Raw genomic sequence first — 21,779 nt, forward strand, 5'->3', positions numbered from 1 at the left:
CCATGTTCGCCAAGCTCGAAAGCTTGCAGGAAAAATATCAAGAGTTGGAACGTGAACTCAGTTCCGCAGAGGTCTTCAACGATCAGGACCGCTATCGGCAACTGACTAAGCGGCATTCCGAGCTGGGCGAGATCGTTTCCGTCTATCGAGAATTCACACGTCTTTCTGCCGATGCTCATTCCAACAAGGAAATGTTCAGCGATTCGGACCCGGAGATCCGTGAAATGGCTCGGGCCGAGGGGACACAATTGGAGGAGCAGTTGGAGACGTTGCGGCTCCGATTGCAGATTCTTCTGCTTCCAAAAGATCCTCTGGACGACCGGAACGTGATTCTGGAAATCCGAGCCGGAACCGGCGGTGAAGAGGCGGCTCTTTTCGCCTCGGATCTCTTCCGAATGTACATGCGCTACGCGGAGCGAGTCGGACTGCGAACGGAATTGATCCAATCCAGCGAGAGCGGCACCGGCGGGTTCAAGGAAGTCATCGCCTCCATCTCCGGAGACAAGGTCTACAGCCGACTCAAGCACGAGTCCGGGGTGCATCGAGTCCAGCGTGTCCCAGCCACGGAATCCCAGGGGCGGATCCATACTTCCGCCGTGACCGTGGCCATTTTGCCCGAGGCTGAGGAAGTGGATGTGCACATCGATCCGGGTGACGTGCGCGTGGATGTGTATCGCTCTTCCGGCCCCGGTGGACAGAGCGTGAACACCACGGACTCCGCCGTGCGTGTGACCCACATCCCCACGGGGCTGGTGGTCATTTGTCAGGACGAAAAGTCGCAGCACAAGAACCGGGCCAAGGCCATGAAAGTCCTCCGCTCCCGTCTGCTCAAGGCCAAGCAGGACGAACAAAAAGCTTCCTACGATCAGAACAGAAAGAATCAGGTCGGTAGCGGTGACCGTTCCGAGCGGATTCGAACCTACAATTTTCCTCAGGGTCGGATCACGGACCATCGCATCAATCTCACCCTGTATCGCCTTGAATCCATCCTGGAAGGGGAAATGGACGAATTGGTGAACGCCCTGGTCCAGCACTATCAGACCGAAGCCTTGAAAGCCGAATCCGACGACGGATATTGATCATGTCGCCGACGCGGCCCATCCTGCGTGAAATCCTCGCCAAAAGCACCCAGTTTCTTACCACGAAGCAAGTAGACTCCCCTCGTCTAAGCGCGGAGCTTGTAGTCGCCCATGCCTTAGGGCTGAATCGACTCGATCTGTTTTTGGATCTTGACAAGCCCCTGAGCGAGCCGGAGCTGGCTCGAATTCGTCCGCTCCTGAAACGGCGGGGAACCGGCGAGCCGATGGCCTATATCCTGGAACGACGCGAGTTCTACGGGCTGGACTTTCATGTCTCTCCCGAAGTGCTGATCCCTCGTCCGGATACCGAGTTAGGCGTGGAGCTCGCACTGAAGCTGTTTGACCGGGAGCATTTTTTTTGTTTTGCCGACGTCGGTACCGGCAGCGGAGCACTTTGCGTAACTCTGCTCAAACTTTTTCCCCAAGCTCGGGCCGTGGCGACGGATATTTCTTCTGGCGCACTGAACGTCGCGACCGGGAATTTGCGGCAACACGGCGTGGATCAGCGCTGCTTACTGACAACGGGAGACTTGTTGCGGCACGTAAAAGCTTGCAGCCTGGACCTGATCGTGTCCAATCTGCCGTATATCGGGGAGAAAGAGGCAAAAAGCCTGAGCCGGGAAGTCGTCGCCTTTGAGCCTCGCCTCGCCCTTTTCGGCGGATTGGAAGGTGATGAACTGTTTGCTCCCCTGCTGCGGGACGCTCAGGAAGTCTTGATCAACGGTGGCTTCGTGCTTCTGGAGGTCGGGACGAACCAGGCGACGAGCCTTTGCGATCAAATCCAGCATATGTCGCCTCGGTGGACGGACATCGAGGTTCATAAAGATCTGGCGGGTCATGAGCGTTTTGTCCAGGCCCGGTTGCGATGGTGACGTTTGTGGTTTCAGTGTTGTGAAAAAAAAACGCCATTAGTTGCGAAAGCAACGAATTCTGAAAGGCGGTCGAGAATTAAAGCTAGGTATTTTAGGGTGTAACTGTTTTTTTGGGCGCGGTATGTTCATTGCATGGTCGTGACGCAGAAGGAGTGTGCATGATCTGTCAAAAAACAATCAAAAAATCCATCCAGTGTTCAGGCATCGGCCTGCACAAGGGGCGCAAGGTCCGCCTTGTATTACGCCCGGCTGCCGAGGATACCGGGATCGTCTTCGCCTTGCACGGCGATGACGGGGTTCGCTTCCACAGGCCGTCCGCCGATGCCGTGGTGGAGACGACCATGGCCACGACTCTCGGGTTTGGCGGCCAGCGACTCGCCACAGTGGAACATCTTTTGGCCGCTGTCCGCGGCTTGGAAATCGATAATTTGTTCGTGGAAGTGGAGGGAGACGAAGTCCCGATCATGGACGGCAGTTCGGCTTCTTTTATTTTCTTGCTCCGCGCCGCCGGTTTCCGGCGGCAGAACAAACCCCGAAGGCTGCTGACCCTGAAGAAGCCCATTGAATTTCAACAGGACGGCAAATGGATCAAGGCGCGCCCCTCGAAGCGGCTGACCGTTGATTATACCATCAACTTCAACCACCCCATGGTCGGGACCCAGAAGTTTTTCGTGGAGTGCAACCCCGAAACCTTCACCCGGCATGTGGCCAAAGCCAGGACTTTCGGGTTCATGCGCGAGGTCGAATATTTGCGGCGTAACGGATTGGCCTTGGGCGGTTCCCTGGACAACGCGGTGGTGCTGGATGAATACGGCGTGATCAATCCGGAAGGGCTACGTTACCCTGATGAATTCGTTCGGCACAAGGTGTTGGATTTCATCGGAGACCTTTTCGTCCTCGGGATGCCCATGACCGGCGATTTCGAAGTGTATTGCTCCGGCCATGCTCTGAATAACGCCTTTGCCAGATACATCGTGGAACATCAGGCCGATTATCTGGAAGTGGACGTCTGCGGCGAACAGCCCATGCCCGCCGAGGTCGTTCTGCCCTCGCTGTCCGAGGTTCCCGTGACCTCCCAGGCGTGGAACTAAACCCGTCCCTCCTTGCGTCGCGTCAGCGGCGTTTCGCCCCGTTCGATTTCGAACGGGGCTTTTTTTATGGGATTTTGCGCGACTGTTGACACGTCTGATCCGAACTTGGCAATATCTCGGTTTGGTCAGCACCGACGCTGGGCGTATGGCGAGCCCGGCGATCTCCATGCCGGTTCAGCGGCGAAATATGTAACCATAGGGTTAGTAGTTTTATGGACTTCCATCACATCCGAGGTATTTTTTCACCGGAACGGCTGGAGGGGATTTTCCCGGCGCAACGAAGCACGGATTTTTTCGAGGCCCTTTACGGCGATGCCGACGAAGCGGCTTTCGACGTCAAGCTGGCCTTTGACGGCGTCGCGGCTGGCCGCTTGAACTTTCAGTTTCAACTGGTCCAGCGGCCGGGTAAATGTCTGGCCTGCAACCTGACCTACGGGCTGCCCAAGGTCTTCACCCGCCATCCGGTTATCAACATGACCGGTCTCGTCGCGGACATCGCGGCTGCCCTGGACCTGCCCGCCTCCCGCCTGCAATGGAGCCTGGACCAGACCGAACCCCGCCGTCAGGATCTGCACGTCGTTCCCCTGCCTATTACGATCCTGCCGGAATAACCGCCGCATTCACGCTCAGTTCTCATTCCCTGATTCTCGGTCGCTCGGCTCATCCGTCGGGACGCACTCCAGGCCCCAGTCCCGACCCTTGAGCACCGCGCCAAGGGGGCGGACACGAATCAGTTCCCGAGTCCGAGGAAGGGCGTGCATTGTTCCAAACGTCGTTTCGCCGTCTTTCCGAGCGGCGTCTTTGTTCGTTTTTCCCTTGCTTCCTTCCGGCTGGCGGATCAGTCTGCAAGGCACGTAGTATTCGCATTTGCCCCGGTACGGGGCGGTTCCTTCCACCACCATGGTCACCGTGTCGCGCCGCTCGGCCAGAGCGCGGAGAAAGGCTCGGTGCTTGATGCCTGTCTGGGCGCGCAATTGGCGGGCTCGTTCCCGGCGAACCTCTTCCGGCACCTGGTCCGCGCGATCCGCCGCCGGGGTTCCGGGCCGAGGGGAGAAGGGGAATACATGCGCGTAAGTCAGGGGCAATGCGGCACAGAACTCCAGAGTTTCCCGGAAATGGGCGTCCTCCTCGCCGGGGAAGCCGGTGAGCAGGTCCGCGCCCAGGCCGTAGAGGCCCAACCGACGCTCTAGTCGGTCGCAGAACTCCAGGATGGTCTCGGGCTGGTAATGGCTCCGGCCCATGGCCTTCAAGACCGCCGGACTCGCGCTTTGCAGGGAAAGGTGCAGGTGCGGGCAGAGCAGGCGCGACCCGGAAATCACGTCTAGGGCCTTGGTTCCGAGCATGGCCGGGTCCAAAGAGCTGAGCCGCAGCCGGGCTCGCCGGCTCCAGTCCGGCGCGAAGGTTAGCTCCAAGGTCTGAACAAGATCCCAGAAATCACACCGAGGCTCCAAGTCCCGGCCGTAAAGCCGCAAATTGACGCCGATCAGGCTGATTTCCCGAAATCCAGCCGCGAGCAGACGCCGGACTTCTTCGATCACCTCCCCCGGCTCCCGGCTATGCCCCGGCCCTCTGGCCAGAGGCACGATGCAGTAGGTGCAGCCGTGGGAACAGCCGTCCTGGACCTTAACCTGGGCTCGGGCACGCCGGAAGTCCGAAACGCCGGCCAGCATGTCCCCGCCGGCCGTCGAACCTGGAAGCAACGCATCCACGGACTGTTCCACCAGCACGTCCGGCCCTCCCAGAAGCCGCCCCCGATCCCGAGTTCCGAAAACCCCGATTACCCCGGAAAGGCCGCGCAATTCCGCACCAAAGGTTTGGGCCGCGCACCCGGTGATCATGATCCCGGCCCCGGGCGCGGTCCGACGCAGGGCCGTCGCGGCCTTGCGCAGCTCGGCCACGGCCTTGGCGGTCACGGCGCAGGAATGGATCAGAATGACCTCGGCCTGAGCGGCCTCGTCGACCGGAACATGGCCTTGGCCGACCCAGTGCTCCAGAATGACCTGGGACTCGTATTGATTGACCTTGCAGCCGAAGGTGGTCAGGTGGAAACGCATGATTCGGATATTCTTTAAAAAAGGCAAAGGTTCAGGAACTGATCACGCCGCCGGCCAGTACTTGGCCCTCGTCGGAGTAGATCACGCCGATCTGACCTGGGGCGGTGGGTTCGCAGGTTTTGGGATAGGTCAGGGTGAGTGTTTCGGAGGGAGATGAGTGTGTTTCCTGGGGCGATGCCAAGCGGGCCGATTCGGGGCGTTGGCGGTAGCGGGTTTGCAGGCGGAGGTCCTGGGGCCATGCGGTTGGCGGGACGAGGAAGTTGATGGACTTCAGGCGGCAGGCGTTGCTGAGCAGCCGGGTCCTTTCGCCTACCACCAGGCGATTGGCGGTTACGTCCTTGCGCAGCACGTAGAGAGGTTCACTCCAGGCCACGTCCAGGCCCTTGCGCTGGCCGATGGTGTATCGCCAAAGGCCCTTGTGTTCCCCAACGGTTCGTTCGTCTTCCAGCACGATGGAGCCGGGCGGGGCAAAGTCCGCAAGCAGCCGATCCGTAAGTCGTCGGGCCAGGAAATCCCGATAATCGTCCGGAATGAAGCAGACCTCCTGACTTTCGCCGGGCAGGGGCGGCGCGAGGCCCAAGCGCTCCAGTTCCGGAAGCACGTCCTGCTTGCGGCGGTCGGCCAGGGGGAAGACGGCCCGGGCCAACTGGGCCGGTGTGAGCAGGGCCAGGAAGTAACTTTGATCCTTAGCTGGGTCCGCGCCCCTCCAGAGGGCCGGGCCGTGGCCCGTGTGGATCAGACGGGCGTAATGACCGGTGGCCAGGGTTCGCGCCCCCTGTTCGCGCACTGCGTCCAGGAGCAGACCGAACTTGATCCGGGCGTTGCACCAGACGCAAGGGTTAGGCGTGCGGCCTTCCAGGTAGCTCTGGACATAGGGCGCGATCACCAGCTCCTCGAAGCGGGAGCGCAGATCCAGAACCTGGAACGGGACATCCAGGACGCGGCAGTTCTCTCGCAGGCCGTCCAGGACCTCGGGCGGGGTCGCATCGGCCAGTTGGGCGTGGACCGCGACAAGGTCGCGCTCCGGCCGCCGGAGCAGAGCCAGAGCCATCAGGCTGTCCCGGCCCCCGCTAACGGCGACGGCGACGGTCACGGGGCCTTTCGGGCGATCCCGGCGGGTAGGGGCAGTCGGGGCAGGCGCTGTTCCAGGACATGGCCGACCTGGAGCAGTAGGTCTTCCCGGAAGGCCGGTCCCAGAATCTGCAACCCCACGGGCAGACCGCTCCGCTCACCCAAACCAACGGGCAGGCTCAGGCCGGGGAGTCCGGCTAAATTCAGGGAAATGGTGAAGATATCGCTCAGGTACATCTGCAGCGGGTCCGCGGCCTTCTCGCCCAGGCCGAAGGCCGTGGTGGGCGTGACCGGGCCGCAGATCACGTCGCACTGCTCAAAGGCTTCCAGGAAGTCCCGCTGGATCAGGCGGCGGACCTGGGCGGCCTTCTTGTAGTAGGCGTCATAGTAGCCCGAGGAGAGCACGTAGGTGCCGAGCATGATCCGGCGCTGGACCTCTTCGCCGAAGCCCTTGCTGCGGGAGTTGCGGTACATGTCGATCAGGTCGCGGGTTTCCTTATCCCGGTAGCCGTAGCGCACCCCGTCGAAGCGGGCCAGGTTTGAGCTGGCCTCAGCCGAAGCCACGATGTAGTAGGCGGCCACGGCATAGGGGGTGTGGGGCAGGGCGACCGGCACGCAGGTCGCGCCCAACTCCTCGGCCAAGGTCATGGCCTGCTTGCAGCGCTCAGCCACATCCGGCTCCAGGCCGTCCTCGCCCCAGAATTCCTTGGGCATGCCGATGCGTAGGCCGGAAAGGTCGGGCCGCTCGGCCAACAGGGCAGGGTAGTCCGGCACGGGCAGGTTGGCGCAGGTGGAGTCCTTGGGATCGTGACCGGCGATGACCCGCAGCAGCAGGGCAGCATCCTCCACGGTCAGGGTCATGGGGCCTATCTGGTCCAGGGATGAGGCGTAGGCCACCAGGCCGTAGCGGGAGACCCGTCCGTAGCTGGGTTTGAGCCCGACCACACCGCAAAAGGCAGCGGGCTGACGGATGGAGCCGCCGGTGTCCGTGCCCAGGGCCGCGAAGCCCATCCGCGCGGCCACGGCCGCGGCCGAACCGCCGCTGGAACCGCCAGGGACGGCGTCCAGCTTCCAGGGGTTGGCCGTGGGATGAAAGGCGGAGTTTTCCGTGGACGAGCCCATGGCGAATTCGTCCATGTTCACCTTGCCCAGGATCACGGCTCCGGCCTCGCGCAGCCGGGTCACGGCCTCGGCGTCGAAGCAGGGCGTGAAATCGGCCAGCATTCGCGAACCGCAGGTGGTTCGCATTCCGCGGGTGGTCAGCACGTCCTTGAGGGCCAGAGGGACGCCCCACAGGGGCTTGGTTGCCAGGCTGTCCGGCGTGGGGCCGACGTGGTCCATTTCCCGTGCCTGGCTCAGGGCCTCTTCGTCGGCCCGGGTGAGGAAGGCCCGGATGGAGGGCTCCAGGGCGTCCATCCGGGCCAGGCAAGACCGGACCACGTCCTCGACACGGACTTCGCCGCCAGCCAATCGACGGCGAATCTCGGTCATGGTGTACAAATACGGTTCAGACATGCAATGTCCTTCAATGATGTATTTTGATCGGTGGTGAGGAGAAAGAGGCGCGACACGCTAAGACGGCGCGAATCAACCGATGATCCGGGGGACGATAAAGTAGCTGCCGTCGGTTTCCGGGGCGTTGCCCAGGAGTTCCTCCCGGCTGTACTCCATGCGGACCTCGTCTTCCCGGAACATCGTTTCGTGGGTCACCGGCGAATACAGCGGCTCCACCCCGGAGGTGTCCAGTTCGTTGAGCTTCTGCATATAACCGAGAATATTATTGAATTGAGCCGCGAATTGTTCCACCTTCTTCGGCTTCAGGTTTAGCTTGGCCAACCCGGCCACTTTGGCCACTTCATCAACACTAATGCTCATGCATTCTCCTTGTTCGTACTGCTTTAACTCTATCCGTGATTCCATCCAGAGGAACATGTCCTTGATTTCGCACAGTATCGCACGGCCATCATCGCGCGTACCGTTCCCTGACCCGGTCAAGCTGGTTGCGCAGAACCATGGGATCGACCAGGTTCAGTCCTTGGCTCGTGGGTTGGAACAGGAAGAGGTCTTGACGGGCTTGGCCTTGGTCGTTCCAGGAGAGGGGGGCCATGCTCCAGTCGAAGTCCGTGACGGCGGCCAAATAGGTGTTCAAGCGGTTCGGGGCGCTGGTCTGGGCCGCTTGGCTGATGCGGGCGGCGAAGCGGACGAAGTCGTAACCCAGGGCTATCCAGAAGTCCGGGTCTTGACCGGTGGCTTGCATGACCTCGGTCAGGGAGCGGGCCGCGGGCGCTGGATTGTCCGGCCACCAAGCGCCGGGCATCGCGGCCAGGCGAAAATATTGGAGTTCCGTATGCCGAGGCCGCTGCAACCAGGCTTGGCTCCAGAGTTCCGGACCCAGGATCAGCAGGCGCGGCTCGTCGTAGTAGAAGAACTGTGGCAGGAGCACTTCGGCGTCGCTCAGGTTGTCCGGAATGAACACGGCCTGGAACGGCGGCCTGGGCAATACAGCCCTTTCCTGGCGCCCACGGCGCTGCTGGGCCGGGACGCCCAGCAGCGAGGCCACGGCCTCGCCCCATTTTTCGTGTCGGCCGGGTTGATAGCTTTGGTGTCCGGTGATTTGTCCGCCCATGCTGATCACTTCCCGGGTGAACATCTCTCCCAAGTGCTCGCCGAAGCGATCTTGGGGAAAAAGCACGGCTAAGCCGGAAATGTCCAGTTGCCGCAAGGCCAGGTCAGCCAGGGCGTGGATCTGGTCTTGCGGGCCGGCGAAGAACCGCCAGGCATTTCGGCCCTCCTCGGCCTCGCCCATGGTGGGCAGAAAGGTGAAAAAATGGCGCTGGGAAGAAATATTCGCCCCATGCAGCCGGTCCCAGGCTTCGCGCTGGATCGGGCCGCCGACGACTCGGCATTCCGGGGCCATGGCCGTCAGGGTTCCCTGGATGTCCGAGTCCTGGGCGTTGGCGATCTCCAAGCGCACCGGATAGCCGTTCTTCTCAAGCGCGTCGCGTCCGGCTTCTGCTCCTCGGACAACCTTCCAACCGGTTTCGGCCAGGGGGCCGTCCAAGGGCAGAACAAGGCCGATGCAGATACCGGGCGTTCCGAAGTGCTCCTGCAGTTCGTCGAGGTCCTCGACAAAAGGCCGGGAATCGGCCCACTCACCTTGCTGCAGGAGGCGCTGCATGGCCGCCCAGGTCTCAGGCCATTCTCCCGGAAGTTGTCGGGCTTCGCGACGGCGCTGTTCCCAGGCGAATACGGAGTTGGGAAAGACGGCCGTCTCCGCGGATGGGACTCGCTCCACAAACCGTTGGAGCGACGCATCCGGGATTTCCCTGACGATCTGGACCACGACCCGTTCCAGTTCGGCCTTGGCCTGGGCATCCGGGGCAGCGGCGTGCAGGTCGACGAAGAGGGGGGGCAAGGGGTCGTAGTCCCGGTGCTGGCGATACATTTCCGAGAGTCGGACCCCGGCGGAGGACCGCAGGGACCACGGGGATTCCGGCTGCCGCAGGATTTGAAGCAGATAGTCCTCGGCCTGATCCTCCTTGCCCTGACCCAGCAGGGCCAGGACTCGGTACTCATGCCAGAACCACTCCAGGCGCAGTTTCGGGTCCAGCAGGGCCCAGCGGATCAGGGCGTCCTGGGCGCGGACGTAGTCCTGGGTCTGTAGGGAACTGATGGACAGCCGCTCCCAAGCCAGGTCCAGTTGGCGGTGATCCAGCGGCTCGGACACCAGGACGTCGTAAAGTTGTCGACTGCGCCGGTAATCCCTGGCCTGCCATGCCGCGTCGGCTTGCAGAAGCAGCCCCTGGACGGTTTCTTCCGTGGGTGGCGGGGGAACGGGGGGCAGGCGTTTCTTCTCGACGCAGCCACCGGCGAAAAAGACCGGGATGAGCAGGAGAAGGATCAGGATTTCGCGTAGAGCAAGTTGGTGAACCATGCAACCGCCTTGAAGTGGAGACTCTGGAGCATCGTGGCAATTAATGGACGAGATGAGACAGCGGGCGTCGCGAGCAAAAAAAGCCTGACCCGCGTTAACGCGGGTCAGGCTTGAGGTATAGGGATACGGCAAACAGCCTGTCAAGGCGACGGCATCCCGCGTGGTCTCTACTTGACCTCGGTGTAATCCGCGTCCACGACGTCGTCGTCCTTCTTCGGACCGCCCTGCGGGCCTCCCTGCTGATCGCCTGGTTGCGGTCCAGACTGGGGACCGGCTTGGCCGCCCTGTTCTCCGCCGCTCTTCTGGGCGTAGAGTTGTTCGGCCAGCTTGTGGGATGCCTGGGCCAACTCTTCGGAAGCCCGGCGGACTTCAGCCTCGTCATCGCCTTCCATGAGCTTCTTTAGATTTTCGATCTTAGTTTCGATCTCGCCGCGTAGCACGGAATCCAACTTGTCGCCCAGGTCGTTGATGGATTTTTCCGTGGCGTAGATCAGAGAGTCGGCGTGGTTGCGGGCTTCGATGAGCTGCTGTTTCTTCTTGTCCTCGTCAGCGTGGGTCTCGGCGTCCTTGACCAGGTTCTGGATTTCGTCCTCGGACAGGCCGCTGGAAGCGGTGATCCGGATGGACTGCTCCTTGCCCGTGCCCAGGTCTTTGGCCGAGACATTGACGATGCCGTTGGCGTCGATGTCAAAGGCCACCTCCACCTGGGGCATGCCCCGGGGAGCGGGCGGGATGCCGGTCAGCTCAAAACGGCCCAGGGTTTTGTTGTCCCCGGCCATGGGCCTTTCGCCCTGGAGCACGTGGATGGATACCGAGGGTTGGTTGTCCGCGGCGGTGGTGAAGACCTGGCTCTTGCGGGTCGGGATGGTGGTGTTGCGCTCGATGAGCTTGGTGCAGACCCCTCCCAAGGTTTCGATGCCCAAAGACAGTGGGGTGACGTCCAAAAGCAAGACGTCCTTGACGTCCCCGGCCAGTATCCCGCCCTGAATGGCCGCGCCCATGGCCACGACTTCGTCCGGATTTACGCCCTTGTGCGGTTCGCGGCCGAAGAAGTCCTGGACTTTTTTCTGCACCAGGGGCATGCGGGTCATCCCGCCGACCAGGATTACTTCGTCGATGTCCGAGGTCTTCAAGCCGGCATCGGCCAACGCTTTTTTGCAGGGTTCGATGGTTCGGTCCACCAAGTCTTCCACCAACTTGTCCAGTTTGGCGCGGGAGAGCTTGATCAGCAGGTGCTTGGGGCCGTTTTGGTCTGCGGTGATGAAGGGTAGGTTGATTTCCGTCTCCATGGAGGTGGAGAGTTCTTTTTTTGCCTTTTCCCCGGCTTCCTTGAGCCGCTGCAGGGCCATGCGGTCCTTGGACAGGTCGATGCCGTTGTCCCGCTTGAACTCACTGACGAGGTAATCGATGACTCGGTGGTCGAAGTCTTCGCCGCCCAGGAAGGTGTCGCCGTTGGTGGCCCGGACTTCAACAACGTTGTCGCCGACTTCCAGGATGGAAATGTCGAAGGTTCCGCCGCCCAGGTCGAACACGGCCACCTTTTCGTTCTTTTTCTTGTCAAAGCCGTAGGCCAGTGAGGCCGCGGTGGGCTCGTTGATGATCCGCTTGACCTCCAGTCCGGCGATCCGCCCGGCGTCCTTGGTGGACTGCCGCTGGCTGTCGTTGAAGTACGCCGGCACGGTGATCACGGCCTCGGTCACGGTTTCTCCCAGATAGGCTTCCGCGTCGGACTTCAGCTTCTGCAGGATCATCGCGGAAATTTCCGGGGCGCTGTACTTTTTGCCGTTGATGTCAACGTAGCAATCGCCGTTGCTCCCCTCGACGATCTTGTATGGGCAGCTATCCTTCCAGGATGTGATTTCCTTGGCGTCGAAACGCCGACCCATCAGTCGCTTGATGGCGAATACGGTCTTTTCCGGGTTGGTGACGGCTTGGCGCTTGGCGATCTCACCGACCAGCCGCTCCTTGTCGGTGAAGGCCACGATGGACGGAGTGGTTCGCCCGCCTTCGGGGTTAGTGATGCACTTGGGCTCCTTGCCTTCCATCACATAGACGCAGCTATTCGTCGTCCCCAGATCGATACCGATGATTTTTCCCATGTTTTTGATTCCTCCTGAACATAATGGATATTTTTGATCAAGTTAAGGTTGATTGTCCGCTTGTAAAGGGGCGGGTGAAAATAATTATCCGGCGCATTCCATGCTGACCAGCACCTTGGCCGGACGCAGCAGCCGACCCTTGAGGCGATAGCCTTTTTGAACCACTTGGCAGACCTTGCCGGGCCCAAAGTCCGGATGCGACTGTTGAGCCAAGGCTTCGTGCCAAGCAGGGTCGAAATCCTCCCCGGCCAGCCCCAAGGGCTCCAACTCGTGGCGGGCGAGAATATCCAGAAACAGTTTGCGGGTCATTTCTACACCGCTGAGCAGTTCCTTCCCCGTGCCGGTCTTGCCGCCGTGTTCCAGGGCCAGGTCCAGGTTGTCCAGCACCGGAAGCAGGTCCTCCAGCACGGATTCCGTGGCGAATTTGCAAAAATCGTCTTTTTCTCGCTGTAAGCGTTTTTTCAGGTTTTCGGTGTCCGCGGCCATGCGCAGCTTTTCATCCTGAACCTGGGCCAAGAGGCGGCAGTTGGGACAGACTTTTCCCTCGCAGAGCCGGATCAACTGTTCCTCGTCGATCAGCTCCGATGTTTCGTTTTCCCCAGGCTCGTGCGCGACATCCTCAATATCAATGTTTACGCCCACGGTATGGTCCGTCTTGTTTGCCGCCTCGGCGTAAGGATTATTTTTCTGGGACATGCGTTCCTCCTTGCGAATCTTCCCATCATTATTAAAAGCGATTTCTCAAGAGCTGGCTGATTACCTGGGCCGTGAACTCCACCAGCGGGACGACCTTGGCGTAATCCATGCGGATCGGGCCGATGATGCCCACCACTCCCAGGGGGTCGTCCTGTCCCAGGTAGGGTGATGAAATCAGCGTGAATTCCTGCAAGCCTTCCTGGTTCTCTTCGCGCCCGAAGATGATGGATATGCCGTCGGGTTTGGCCACCTTGTCCAGCAGTTCCAGCAGCCTGGTACGTTCCTCCAGCATGCGCAGCAATTCCTGAAGCTTGGCCGGGTTGGCGAACTCCGGATGGGTGAAGAAGTTGACCGTGCCTTCGACATAGACCTCCCGCTCACTTCCCCCGGTGAACACCTGCTGGGCCAGGACCAGGGCCTGCTGGCTCATGGCCTGGTATTCACGCTGGACCGCGTCCATTTCCTGGAGCAGCTTGGCTCGGACCTGGGCCAGGGTCCGGCCTTGAAACAATTGATTCAGATAATTGCTGTACGTGGTCAGATCGTCCGTGCCCAACTCCGGATCCACGGAGAGGATTTTATTCTGGACGATGCCGCCCTCCACCACCAGAATGGCCATGGCGAGACCGGGTTTGAGCAAGACGAAGTCGATGTGCTTGAAGCCGATGTTCGAAGCCTTGGGTGCCAGGACCATGCTCACCTGGCGGGTGTAGGCTGATAACAGCCGGGAAGCGTTGCGCAGCAGTTCGGTGACGTCCAGACGGGAGTCGCCAATGTGCTCGGTAAGCCGGTTCCGTTGCTCCGGGGAGAGCGGGTGGTACTTCAGCAGCGTGTCCACATAAAAACGAAAGCCTTGCGCCGAGGGAATACGCCCTGCTGAGGTATGCGGTTGCTCCAGGTAACCCTTGTCAGTCAGGTCGGCCATGATGTTGCGGATGCTGGCCGGGCTGAGATTCAAATTGGACTTCTTGGCTATGGTCCGGGATCCCACGGGCGCGGCTGTCTGGATGTAATCCTCGATAAGCGTCGTCAAGACGCCGATTTCACGTGGCTGAAGTTCCATGGTGGTATCCTGTCTAGCACTCGATACGAGAGAGTGCTAGTCCCCATAAATATGCCAAAAGGTTCTGTCAAGGAAGGGGGAGTTGACGCAGGGCAGAGTTGTTCTCGATCCTCGGGCGCTATCCGGACCGGTATCGATTTCGAAGTAGATGGCCCGGTGCGGGCGTTTCGCGACCGAACGTCAGCCCAGGTGGTGGAACACGTACTCCCGTAGCCCGTGCAGCCAGGGCCTGGGCTTGATGCCCGTAAGCGCGGTGAAGGATTCGGTGTTCAGAACGGAATAGGCGGGGCGGCGGGCTTTTTGCGGATAATGGTCCGAGGTGATGGGGTGAACGTCGCATTGCAAACCTATGGCCTGAACAGCGGAAGCGGCCAGCTCGCACCAGGAGGCGCAGCCGCCGTTCACGAGATGAAATATTCCGGTCCCCCCGGCGTTAAGCAGTGCAACGGAATATTCAGCCAGGTCCGGGGTGTAGGTCGGAGAGCCGATCTGGTCATGCACCACGTTCAAGGAAGTGCGCTGGGAGGCCAGGGAGAGAATTTTGGCCACGAAATTGGTCCGTCCCGGTCCGAAAAGCCAAGCCGTGCGGAGGATGCTCAATTTGTCCAGGGCCAGTTCCCGAAGCGCATTCTCCCCGGCCAGCTTGGTCTTGCCGTAGACGCAGAGCGGATTGACGGAATCCTCAGGCCGGTACGGCTCGCAGCCTTGGCCGTCGAAGACGAAATCCGTGCTGTAATGCACCAGGTGGATTCCGCGCTGTTTGGCCAAGCGCCCGAGTTTGGCTGGCAAAAGCTTGTTCACTCGCATGGCCAGATCCGGCTCGACCTCGGCCAGATCCACCTGGGTATAGGCCACGGTGTTGCAGACCGCGTCCGGCTCGTGGCGGTCCAGAAATACGGCGATTTGGTCCGTGTCGAAAAGATCCACGTCATCTCGGCCCACGGGCAGCACGGTCCAGCCCGCATTGGTCAGGGCGGCGCAGAGGGACTGGCCCAAGAGGCCGGTTTTGCCGCCCAGGACCATGACGGTTCGCGGTGTCTGGTGCGCGGCGGTATCGTTTTGGGCGGTCATCGCCGCTCTCCGTACCAGGCGTCCATGAAATCACGGTAGCTGCCGTCCTGGACCCGGCGCAGCCATTCCCGGTTGCCCTCGTACCACTGGATGGTTTCCTGAAGCCCCTGTTCAAAGGTGACGGACGGGGCGAATCCCAGCTCACGGGCGGCCAGGGTGAAGTCCATGGCGTAGCGCCGGTCGTGGCCGGGGCGGTCTTGGACGTAGCGAATCAGGGAGTGGGGCTTGCCCAGCAGGTCCAGAATGGCCGTGACTACCTGGATGTTGGTGCGCTCGGCGTCGCCGCCGAAATTGTAGACTGCTCCGGGACGGCCCTGGTCCATGGCCAGTTCCACGCCGCGGCAATGGTCCAGGACGTGAATCCAGTCCCGGACGTTGGCCCCGTCGCCGTAAACAGGCAGGGGCTTGTCCTCCCAGGCCAGGGTGATCATCAGGGGGATCAGCTTCTCCGGGAACTGGAACGGGCCGTAGTTGTTGGAGCAGCGGGTGATCACCGTGGGCAGGCCGTAGGTTTCGTGATAGGCCCTGACCAGCAGGTCCGCGGAGGCTTTGGACGCGGAGTAGGGGCTGTTGGGTGCCAGGGGCGTTTCCTCGGTGAATTGGCCTTCGAGGCCGAGGGTTCCGTAGACCTCATCCGTGGAAACCTGCAGGAAGAGCTCGATCTCCGCCTTGCGGGAGGCCTCCAGCAGATTGTGCGTGCCCTGGATGTTCGTGGTGATGAAAGGCGAGGAATCGTGGATGGATCGGTCCACATGGGACTCCGCCGCGAAATTGAGCACGGCCTGGATGCGGTGTTCGGTCAACAGGCGGGGAACCAGTTCCGGATCGGCGATGTCTCCGTGGACGAAAACATACCGCGAGTCCGGACCTTGGCCCTGTTCCCGGCTTCGCTCCAGGGACAGCAGGTTCATCCTGTTTCCGGCGTAGGTCAGCTTGTCCAGGTTGACGACGAGCAGATCCTTGCGGCGCTTCAGCAGGGACAGAATAAAGTTGGAGGCGATGAATCCGCATCCTCCGGTGACCAGAATGCGGGTGAGGCGGCGTTGCATGCGTGATCCTCTTGAATATGCGGGCACGAAGATTCTCAATGTGCCCGGATGTATTGTAAAGGGTGAGTTTGGTGATCGATTGGCGAGAGAGAATTGCTTCGCCGGGACAGAGGCGCAATCTTGTAGCCTTGGCCCTGGGGGAGGTCAAATCTCCGATTGGGAGACGGTCAGGCCTGTCAGTGTTTGGAGCACCTCGACCGTCAGTTGCTTGCCCCGGGGCAAAACCTTGTCGATTGCCACGTTCGAAGGCTTTCCCAGTTGAAGGGCCTTTTGATCCAGGCGGTCGCAACGCTCCCCCATTTCGTTCAGGAACGTCTGCCGCATATGCTGGAGCAGAACATTGGTCTTATTCATGGTCAGCCATCCTTGAACATGGAATGGCCGAGTCGAACACGGTCCCGACCGCTGCGTTTGGCGTCGTACAGGGCCTCGTCCGCTGCCACGAGCATGGCCGAGGCGTCGGGAAACGCATCGGCCATGACCGCTCCAGCGCTCAGGGTCACGGTAAAAAATTCGTCCTCCGCGGTAAATCGGATTTTCTTGAAGCGTTCGCGGATGTCGTTCAGCAGCTCCCGAGCCGCCTCGGGTTCGCATCGAGGGAGAACCGCGGCAAACTCCTCGCCGCCGTACCGGCCGATGCCATCGGTCTTGCGTAGCCGCTGTTTCAGGAGATGGGCCAGAGCCTTGATCACCTGATCGCCCACCACGTGGCCGTAGCTGTCGTTGACTTTTTTGAAGTGGTCGATGTCCAGCATGGCCACGCACAGACACGTCCCGTCACGTTGGGCTCGGGCAAACTCCAGAGCTATCTGTTCCTTGATCCGGGAGTGCTTGAGCAGCCCGGTCAGGCTGTCCTTGACCATCAGTTCCGTGATCTGGCGCATCCGTGCAGCCCGGATTGAGACCGCCACGGTCAGATGGCGGTCCGAAATGGGCTTGGTCAGAAAATCGTCACCTCCGCTGCTCAAGGCTGAAAGCTGCCGATCCTTGTTCGTTTCCGCGGAAAGGTAAATGATCGGAATGCTGAGCCACTCTTCGTGCATTCGGATGACCCGTGCCAAATCCATTCCGGTATAGCCGGGCATGGCCACGTCCATGAGGATCAGTTCCGGCTGAAATTCATCCATGACGTCCAGGATGCGTCGCGGATCGCTCATGGTGCGGGCTTCCATCCCGGCCGCTCTCAGGACCAGGGCATAGTGCTTGGCCAATTCCTCGTCATCGTCCACGATCAACAGGCGATGCGGGATGTCCTGTTTGCGGCGAATGGCCTGTTCGACTCGGTCGATGAGCTTGGGGACGTCCACGGGCTTGGTGAAGAAGCCTTCCGCACCGATGCGCGCGGCCTGGACTCGCACTTCAAAGGTGTCCCGGTCGGAGAGAAAAATGATTGGCCGCTCCAGATCCTTAAATTCCGGGGTAAGGACCATGTGCTCGATGGTGTTCAGGCCGTTGGCGTGAAAGGCCACGTCCAGAATCAAAACGTCCGGCTTGCGGTAGCGGATAGCCTGGGCCGCCTCGTTTAGCAGGGTGTAGCGATGGAGCACGTAACCGAAGTGTCCGAATAAACGTATCAGTTCTCGGGCCAAAGGCTCTTCGTCCTCCACCAGGCAGATTACGATTTCGCCGTTGACTCTCGAGGGATGAATTGCATGAACGTCGATACCGCGGGTCGGCGACGTCTCGGGGGATGTTTCGGAATCTGGCCGCGCAGGGCATGCACTTCGTGTTGAAGATCGAGCAGATCTTGCGAAGTCGGCATCGTCGTTCCAGAAGGGTGCATCCATTCCTGGATGCGGATTTCCAGATTTCTGGCCGCCGCGCCCAATTCAGGAAAGCCAAAGGTTCCGGCGGAGCCGGCCATTCTATGCAAGGCGTGCTTCAGGTCTTCCAGAAGCGGTGCCGGTTCGGAACTTGAGGCCAAAGCGTCGGCCAAGTTCTGCAACTCGGGAATGTCGCTGGCTAGGCGCTGGCGATACGTTTCGTGCAAGGCCCGTAATTCGGACAGGATGGCTGCGGACTTATCTTCAGCCATTGCGCATGTGCTCCCAGACCGCGTGAACCTCGTCGGCCAGCTTCATGGGATCAAAGGGCTTGGCGATCACCCCTTGCGCCCCAAGAGCCAGGTATGCGGAAAACTCTTGCGGCTGGACCTTTGCGGTCAAGAAAACCACGGGGGTGTTCGCCAGATCGGGTATTTTTCTGAGTTCGCGCATGGTGGTCGGGCCGTCCATGTCCGGCATCATCACGTCCAGCAGGATCAGGTCCGGAACGAACGCTTTCACGATCGCCAGAGCTTCCGGCCAAAGGAGCAAACCATCAAGGTAAATCCACCGACCATTTCCAAGGCTACCTGAGCCACGGCCTGGGTGTCCGGTTCGTTTTCCTCGTAGAGAATGTTCTGGAGCCTGCTCATGGTGTGTCCGGGAGAGATCAAGAGTCAGAATGACGAAAGTCGTCTATCACTATTTCAACACTGGCCGCAACTATCGTCACACCTACGTAGAATGCCGCTTTATGTCCATGACGGAATGTAAAGCCTAGCCGATAGTTCTCTTGTGGAAGTGTAACGACTAGCCCAGCCAGCGTTTGCGCCGACGGTAGTGCTTGACGTCCCGGTAGCTGCGTTTTTCACCGCCATGGCCCAGGCCGAGGTAGAATTCTTGAACATCCGGATTGTTCAACAGGGACTCCGAAGAACCATCCATGACGATGCGGCCGTTTTCCAGAATGTAGCCGTGTTGGGCGATGCTCAGGGCGGCCCGTGCGTTCTGCTCCACCAGGAGGATGGTCACGCCTTCCTCTTGGTTGACCCGCTGGACGATGGTGAAAATTTCCTCCACCAGCAACGGGGCCAGCCCCAGGGATGGCTCGTCAAGTAAAAGCAGTTTCGGCTTGGCCATCAGGGCTCGGCCAATGGCCAGCATCTGCTGTTCACCGCCGGAAAGATAGCCGGCAAGCTGCTTGCGGCGTTCCTGAAGGCGGGGGAAGTATTCGTAGACCCGTTTCAAGGACTCGGGGTATTCCGAAGTCGGGCGGGTGAAACCGCCGCAACGGAGGTTCTCCTCAACGCTCAAATCCTCGAAGACGCGGCGCCCCTCCATGACCTGGAAGATGCCCTCGCGCACGATCTTTTCGGGCAAGGTCTTGTGAATAGGCCGGTCCTGATAGATGACCGCGCCTTCGGTGATCTCGCCGTCCTCGGTGCGGATCAACCCGGATACGGCCTTGAGGGTGGTGGATTTGCCCGCGCCGTTGGGGCCTAGCAGGGCCGTAATCCGGCCCTGGCGGACCTTCAGGGAAAGCCCTTTGAGTACCAGAATGACGTCGTTGTACACGACTTCAAGATTTTCGATTTTAAGCAGGTCCATGGCGGTGGGGTCAGAGTTCATGTTTTGGCGAACGTGCCATGTGGCGTGGGGGCGGTTTTGTGAGCCGCCCCCACGGAGATTTTTAATGCCCGAACCACTCCGGACGACGCTCAAGTTCCTGCTCGGCCACCAACTCCATGCGATCTTCAAAGAGTTGGTAGAGGTACACGGTCATGTTCGGTCGGTGATCGTCCTCGAAAAAGCTGATCGGCGGGGTCAGGCCCATGGGATCGAAGTCGCGCAGGGTCCGGGAGGCGTCTCGGATGGCCGGTCCGGTGATCGCGCCCTGCTCCGTCGCGACGCGGATGGCCTCGGCCATGGTGTACATGGAGGCGAAGCCGCGAATGTAGTGGATATTCTGCGGACGGCCGCCGGTGAGTTCCTCGATGACCTTCATGCCCGGCACGTCCGCGCCGTAGACCACGGAGGTATGCAGACCATAGTGCCCATTGACCGCCGGTCCGGCCAGCTTCAGAAGCTGTTCGTCACTGCCCCAGATGTTGGTGATGAATTTGGCCTGCATGCCGATCTTCTGGGCGTCCTTGAGAATCACCGCGGTGGAGGAGATGGTCCCGCCCACCCAGACGTAGTCCGGGGCTAGGCGCTGCATGCGCAGCAATTGGCTGGTGGCGTCCATATCCCCTAGGCCGACGTTGTCTTCGCCTACCAGCTCGAAGCCCAGATCCTGGGCAAAGGCCTTGATGGCCGGAATGGGCGCCAGGCCATAAGGGTGGTTGGGGTAGAGCAGGCCGAGCTTGATGGGGCGGTCTTCGGTCCAGTTGTCATGGAAGTACTGCAGGGCGGCTCGGGCCTGGGTGGAATAGTCCGCGGCGATGAAGAAGTTGTAGGGCGCGGTTTTGGGATCGGTCAAGTGCGCGGAATAGGAAGCCGAATAGGTCGGGATTTCATCCCGGGCCACGAATCGAACCAGGGCTTCCGTGTCCGCGGTACCCCATCCCTGCAGGGCCACGATGCCCTGGCCCTTGAAGCGGTTGTAGGCCGCGATGGCCTGTTGGACGTTGTAGGCGTAGTCCACTTGGAGCAATTCGACCTTCTGCCCGGCTATGCCGCCCTGCTTGTTCAGGTATTCGGCGCAATGCCGAATACCGTCGGCATATGGCCGGCCTACGTCGGACGTGGGGCCGCTCAGGTCGGACAGCACGCCGATCTTGATCTGGGCCAGACCCGGTGACGACGTGAACAGGATCATGGCCACCGCCAGTGTGAAAAAACCGCGTCTCATTGCCATCCCTCCTTGGAATATGTGAAAAAAAACTGCTAATGCGCGAACGGATACAGCTTCCAGTAGGCTTTGATCAGCCGCCAGCGATGGGCAAGGCCTTCGGGCTCGAAGATAAGGAACAGGACCAGGATCAGGCCGAAGATGCCCTCGCGCAGGGCCAGGAAGTACATGCTGATGTTCGGGAAGAACGAACCGGCCCACTGGGCCAGGGTGCCCAGAAATTCCGGAAGCAGGGTCACGAAGACCGCACCGAAGATGCTGCCCAGCACGCTGCCCAGTCCGCCGATGATGATCATGGCCAGGTACTGGATGGAGAGCATGATGTCGAACTGCTCCGGGGTGATGTACATGGTGTAGTGCGCCCACAGCCCCCCGGCGATTCCGGCCAGGAAGGAGCTGACCGCGAAGGCTTGCAGCTTGTAGGCAAAGAGGTTCACGCCCACGGATTCCGCGGACTGGTGAAAGTCCCGGATGGCCACGAAGGCCCGGCCGTGGCGGGTGCGCAGGATGTTGGCCACCAGCAGGACGCTGGCCGCGGCCACGCCGAAGGTCAGGTAGAACATCTTGGCGTCGTTATCCAGGGACATGCCCAGGATCACCGGCGCGTCCAGCCCCATGCCGATGGAACCGCCGGTGACCGATTCCCAGTGCAGGAAGACGTAGCTCAGAATCAACTGGGCGGCCAGGGTGGCGATGGCCAGGTAGATGCCTTTCAGGCGCAGGGAAGGGATGCCGAAGAGCATGCCCACCACGGCCGTAACCAGCCCGCCGAAGAGCAAGGCGGCGAAAAACGGCCATCCGGCCAGGGTGCAGATGCCCGTGGTGTACGCCCCCACGCCGATGAACGCCCCGTGACCCAGGGATATCTGGCCGCAGCATCCGGTGAGCAGATTCAAGGCCACGGCCCCGATCACCGCGATGTTGATCATGTTCAGCATCGAGACCTGATAGTTGCTCAGGAAAAACGGGGAGCAGAGCAGCAGAGCCAGGAAAACGCCCAGGCTCAGTTTCTGGAATCCGGTCTGGAAGAACCGGGTTTCCGAGGCGTAGGAGGTGTGGAAGAGTCCGCATTTACCGCGCATGGCC

Annotated in this window: 22 protein-coding genes; 4 read left to right on the forward strand and 18 right to left on the reverse strand. The window is 60.6% G+C overall.

The window, feature by feature from the left end:
- The first annotated feature begins 2 nt into the window (after positions 1 to 2).
- The 4 genes from prfA to C6366_RS00870 all read left to right on the forward strand — a co-directional run bounded on the left by prfA (position 3) and on the right by C6366_RS00870 (position 3,653).
- Complete coding sequence (prfA, locus tag C6366_RS00855; RefSeq protein WP_107735453.1) at positions 3 to 1,079, forward strand: peptide chain release factor 1; 1,077 nt, start codon at positions 3 to 5, stop codon at positions 1,077 to 1,079.
- 2 nt (positions 1,080 to 1,081) lie between these two features.
- Positions 1,082 to 1,951: a peptide chain release factor N(5)-glutamine methyltransferase gene (gene prmC / locus C6366_RS00860; RefSeq protein ID WP_107735454.1), complete on the forward strand. Its 870-nt coding sequence runs from the start codon at positions 1,082 to 1,084 to the stop codon at positions 1,949 to 1,951.
- A 161-nt stretch (positions 1,952 to 2,112) separates the two neighbouring features.
- Entirely contained in the window at positions 2,113 to 3,042 is a 930-nt protein-coding gene (gene lpxC, locus C6366_RS00865; protein WP_107735558.1) for a UDP-3-O-acyl-N-acetylglucosamine deacetylase, read from the forward strand.
- A gap of 212 nt (positions 3,043 to 3,254) precedes the next feature.
- Complete coding sequence (locus C6366_RS00870) at positions 3,255 to 3,653, forward strand: pancreas/duodenum homeobox protein 1 (protein ID WP_107735455.1); 399 nt, start codon at positions 3,255 to 3,257, stop codon at positions 3,651 to 3,653.
- Positions 3,654 to 3,668: 15 nt separating this feature from the next.
- Here the strand turns inward: C6366_RS00870 and C6366_RS00875 are convergent, their stop codons facing one another.
- From C6366_RS00875 to C6366_RS00955, 18 genes are all read right to left on the reverse strand, one after another.
- Entirely contained in the window at positions 3,669 to 5,096 is a 1,428-nt protein-coding gene (locus C6366_RS00875; protein WP_107735456.1) for a MiaB/RimO family radical SAM methylthiotransferase, read from the reverse strand.
- 31 nt (positions 5,097 to 5,127) lie between these two features.
- On the reverse strand, positions 5,128 to 6,189 hold the full coding sequence (gene mnmA, locus C6366_RS00880) for a tRNA 2-thiouridine(34) synthase MnmA (RefSeq protein WP_107735457.1): 1,062 nt from the start codon (positions 6,187 to 6,189) through the stop codon (positions 5,128 to 5,130).
- On the reverse strand, positions 6,186 to 7,682 hold the full coding sequence (gene gatA / locus C6366_RS00885) for an Asp-tRNA(Asn)/Glu-tRNA(Gln) amidotransferase subunit GatA (RefSeq protein WP_107735458.1): 1,497 nt from the start codon (positions 7,680 to 7,682) through the stop codon (positions 6,186 to 6,188). The genes mnmA and gatA overlap by 4 nt, the downstream gene beginning before the upstream one ends.
- A 72-nt stretch (positions 7,683 to 7,754) precedes the next feature.
- Complete coding sequence (gatC, locus tag C6366_RS00890; RefSeq protein WP_107735459.1) at positions 7,755 to 8,042, reverse strand: Asp-tRNA(Asn)/Glu-tRNA(Gln) amidotransferase subunit GatC; 288 nt, start codon at positions 8,040 to 8,042, stop codon at positions 7,755 to 7,757.
- Positions 8,043 to 8,130: 88 nt separating this feature from the next.
- On the reverse strand, positions 8,131 to 10,101 hold the full coding sequence (locus tag C6366_RS00895; protein ID WP_107735460.1) for a penicillin-binding protein activator: 1,971 nt from the start codon (positions 10,099 to 10,101) through the stop codon (positions 8,131 to 8,133).
- Between the two features lie 167 nt (positions 10,102 to 10,268).
- Positions 10,269 to 12,200: a molecular chaperone DnaK gene (dnaK, locus tag C6366_RS00900; protein WP_107735461.1), complete on the reverse strand. Its 1,932-nt coding sequence runs from the start codon at positions 12,198 to 12,200 to the stop codon at positions 10,269 to 10,271.
- An 84-nt stretch (positions 12,201 to 12,284) separates the two neighbouring features.
- Positions 12,285 to 12,896, reverse strand: a complete 612-nt coding sequence (gene grpE, locus C6366_RS00905) for a nucleotide exchange factor GrpE (RefSeq protein ID WP_107735462.1) — start codon at positions 12,894 to 12,896, stop codon at positions 12,285 to 12,287.
- Positions 12,897 to 12,927: 31 nt separating this feature from the next.
- A complete protein-coding gene (gene hrcA / locus C6366_RS00910; protein WP_107735463.1) occupies positions 12,928 to 13,959 on the reverse strand; it encodes a heat-inducible transcriptional repressor HrcA in 1,032 nt (343 codons plus the stop codon).
- A gap of 180 nt (positions 13,960 to 14,139) precedes the next feature.
- Entirely contained in the window at positions 14,140 to 15,030 is an 891-nt protein-coding gene (gene rfbD, locus C6366_RS00915; RefSeq protein ID WP_233248348.1) for a dTDP-4-dehydrorhamnose reductase, read from the reverse strand.
- Positions 15,027 to 16,079 carry a dTDP-glucose 4,6-dehydratase gene (rfbB, locus tag C6366_RS00920; protein WP_107735464.1) on the reverse strand — a complete coding sequence of 351 codons (1,053 nt, stop codon included), beginning with the start codon at positions 16,077 to 16,079 and terminating at the stop codon, positions 15,027 to 15,029. The genes rfbD and rfbB overlap by 4 nt, the downstream gene beginning before the upstream one ends.
- A 144-nt stretch (positions 16,080 to 16,223) precedes the next feature.
- Complete coding sequence (locus tag C6366_RS00925) at positions 16,224 to 16,433, reverse strand: hypothetical protein (protein ID WP_107735465.1); 210 nt, start codon at positions 16,431 to 16,433, stop codon at positions 16,224 to 16,226.
- Positions 16,434 to 16,435: 2 nt separating this feature from the next.
- Complete coding sequence (locus C6366_RS00930; RefSeq protein ID WP_255412069.1) at positions 16,436 to 17,686, reverse strand: diguanylate cyclase; 1,251 nt, start codon at positions 17,684 to 17,686, stop codon at positions 16,436 to 16,438.
- A gap of 8 nt (positions 17,687 to 17,694) precedes the next feature.
- The gene (locus C6366_RS00935) at positions 17,695 to 18,114 is read right to left on the reverse strand and encodes an Hpt domain-containing protein (protein WP_107735467.1); all 420 of its coding nucleotides are present in this window, start codon (positions 18,112 to 18,114) and stop codon (positions 17,695 to 17,697) included.
- Positions 18,107 to 18,364: a response regulator gene (locus C6366_RS00940; RefSeq protein ID WP_199221388.1), complete on the reverse strand. Its 258-nt coding sequence runs from the start codon at positions 18,362 to 18,364 to the stop codon at positions 18,107 to 18,109. The genes C6366_RS00935 and C6366_RS00940 overlap by 8 nt, the downstream gene beginning before the upstream one ends.
- A complete protein-coding gene (locus C6366_RS20455; RefSeq protein WP_255412070.1) occupies positions 18,361 to 18,495 on the reverse strand; it encodes a hypothetical protein in 135 nt (44 codons plus the stop codon). The genes C6366_RS00940 and C6366_RS20455 overlap by 4 nt, the downstream gene beginning before the upstream one ends.
- A gap of 157 nt (positions 18,496 to 18,652) precedes the next feature.
- A complete protein-coding gene (locus C6366_RS00945) occupies positions 18,653 to 19,450 on the reverse strand; it encodes an ABC transporter ATP-binding protein (protein ID WP_107735468.1) in 798 nt (265 codons plus the stop codon).
- An 82-nt stretch (positions 19,451 to 19,532) separates the two neighbouring features.
- The gene (locus tag C6366_RS00950; RefSeq protein ID WP_107735469.1) at positions 19,533 to 20,693 is read right to left on the reverse strand and encodes an ABC transporter substrate-binding protein; all 1,161 of its coding nucleotides are present in this window, start codon (positions 20,691 to 20,693) and stop codon (positions 19,533 to 19,535) included.
- A 35-nt stretch (positions 20,694 to 20,728) separates the two neighbouring features.
- A complete protein-coding gene (locus C6366_RS00955; RefSeq protein ID WP_107735470.1) occupies positions 20,729 to 21,775 on the reverse strand; it encodes a branched-chain amino acid ABC transporter permease in 1,047 nt (348 codons plus the stop codon).
- Positions 21,776 to 21,779: the final 4 nt, after the last annotated feature.

The organism is Desulfonatronum sp. SC1, assembly GCF_003046795.1.
Classification (GTDB): domain Bacteria; phylum Desulfobacterota; class Desulfovibrionia; order Desulfovibrionales; family Desulfonatronaceae; genus Desulfonatronum.